Origin of the sequence: Leptolyngbya sp. BC1307 (assembly GCF_002286735.1) — a bacterium.
Taxonomy (GTDB): domain Bacteria; phylum Cyanobacteriota; class Cyanobacteriia; order Phormidesmidales; family Phormidesmidaceae; genus Phormidesmis.
This window is the reverse complement of the sequence record NZ_NRTA01000115.1, coordinates 1-2,236: the sequence shown is the minus strand read 5'-3', so window position 1 is coordinate 2,236 and position 2,236 is coordinate 1. Positions and strand designations below refer to the sequence as shown.

Sequence of the window (2,236 nt, the reverse complement as noted above, 5' to 3'; positions counted from 1 at the left end):
CAACGCAACACTCAGTACCTGGTGCCTGACCATAGCTTCCAGGACTAGGACTTTCACCTAGCTAACAAAGCCGAGCTTTGCTCGGCGCACATGCAAAAGGCCCCAAGTTTTTCTCGCTGATGCCTTCACTGATTTTAAGAAAAGCGGTCGCTCACTCGTGACGTAGGTAAAGCGTCGAGTAATGTTGAGCTGTCCAGCGGCTTTGTAGGCCCCAAAGATGATTTAACCTATCTGTAGAGCTTAGAAATATTTAACCGCTATCTCTACTTCTCGATTGCCCTCATTGAACTCGAAGCGAGTCTTTTCAAAACTAGGCGTTCCTTTGATGATGCGTGGATCGTTAGAGAACCCGACGCCCTCTTTGGGAATACCCAACATCCCTGTCTCCAGCTCACCATCTTTGTTTTCATCATGCAGTACACTTGCCGCGTAGCTACCGTGAGGTACGTCGAAGCTGACAGTCATCGGCAGCTCAGTAATCGTAAAGCAGTTGTTGCAGATGGCCTGCGTGTCGTCTTCGGGAAATCCGGCCTTGCTTTCAAACAAGGCAATGCAAACCTCACCCTTTTGATTACGTAACTGACTGATAACTAGCTTGAGATTGGCCACTGGATTCTACCTGTATGTTTGAGACCCTTTACATAAGTAGCTGGAGCGACATAGCAGAGGCTACACGGCCCCCTGGACGAGATACACGTAAAAAACTCACATCTCGCTCAAGCCTTTGTACTATAAACGATGCAAGAACGTCCTTGGTTACGTATTTTAAGCGGCATCTGAGAAAAAGGCTATGAAGCAATAGGGGTTTCAGGCCGATGTGAGCGAAATTGGCCGTATCTCGGCTAAGGGTCTAATAGGTCTAAAATGCATCGAAAACGAGGCATGTGAATAGTCTTGAGCATTTGCCGCTCGGCTATTCCATTCTCGGCAGTAGCTAAGTCCAATAGCCAAGACAACTTCAGTCAGGCAAATTTCGAGGAGGCGTGTCTGCACCCTGATAGAACTTCTGCTCTAGGTCGCCTAGCCACAGCCATAACACGCCAGCGGCGATAGGAATCCCGACTAAAACAGCACTCATGGTTAAAGAAATTGGTTCAGAAGCGACGATTATCAGCGGCAGAAGAGACCACAGGATGATGCTCAACACTAGGGCTGCCTTTCGGATTTGTTGAATACGCTGAAGTGCTGAAGCGCAACTGCTGCAATGTTTGGTGTGAGAGTGATAGCGCTCCATCAAGGCTTCTGTTGACCACTGAGGAGGCAAGCTCTGGCCGGGGAATGGGTCAGCCGTAAACTTACTCACCCACCTGCGAAAATCAATAACATAGCGATCCGCTTGTGTTGGTAGATAACAGGTTCGTGCGTAGGAGACATCGCCCCCTTTCTCTATCAATCTCTCCTGAATATGCAAAAAGATTTGGTCATCTTCTAACACTCGGTTGTTGTTAATATGGCTATACCAGCGAGGCGTAAGTCGGATAAAAAAGCTCGGCAGCTTGGAAGAAAACTTAAAAGGAAAGCGTGCAATCACGCGGCATTCTCCTTTGCGAATAGGCGTGACGTATACCACCGTCAACGTTCTGCCAAACTGTTTGGAGGTTAGATCGTGGTACATCAACGAGGGCGCTGCGAAGGTTGTGTGTTGAGTTCCTAATTTGCCTTTGCGGGGGCCTTCTGGCCAAATTCCTTGGAAGCCTTGCTTATCTGAGGCAACCACATCCATCTGCATTGGCGCAGCGTTTTCTCGTTTGCTTACCGTTTTGTGATGCGTATAGGGAATGTGGCTGACATCCAAAACATTCTCTAATAGAGTAAGCGCGTCATAGGGCAGGTCACGAAAGGTATTGAGCATCACCCAACCTTCCGGCTCAGTCTCTAAGGGTTCAATGATAGGAGCGCTCACTCGCGCCGCATTCTCCGGCTTACCGGGATAGACAAAGAGAAGATCTTGGCAAACTTTTGTGGGCAAAGAGTCGATACAAGCTCGGCTAGATAAATGCGCTTCACCGTCAAGCGGCTGTTGAGGAATGTACTTACTTGAGTGTTGTGCTCTCATGAGAGAAAAATCATCATATCGCGTCTGAGGTAGACTAGGCGTTAGGTTCAAAGGTTTTGAGCAGGAGGTGAAGGATGCAGTTGCCGATTGTTGCGCCAGCGCCAGTGGTGAGCAAACATGCCGCAGCGTTGCGTCATTTGTTCAATGACGAGCGGGCCTATCAGCACTTCCAGCACTATT

2 protein-coding genes are annotated in these 2,236 nt (G+C 48.7%); both read right to left on the bottom strand.

Going from position 1 to position 2,236, the window contains the following annotated elements; all coding sequences use genetic code 11:
• Positions 1-240 precede the first annotated feature (240 nt).
• Positions 241-609: a DUF2141 domain-containing protein gene (locus CKL79_RS22190; protein ID WP_121971683.1), complete on the bottom strand. Its 369-nt coding sequence runs from the start codon at positions 607-609 to the stop codon at positions 241-243.
• A 349-nt stretch (positions 610-958) separates the two neighbouring features.
• Positions 959-2,056, bottom strand: coding sequence for a cell death suppressor protein Lls1 (locus CKL79_RS22185; RefSeq protein WP_121971682.1), 1,098 nt, complete (start codon positions 2,054-2,056; stop codon positions 959-961).
• Positions 2,057-2,236 lie beyond the last annotated feature (180 nt).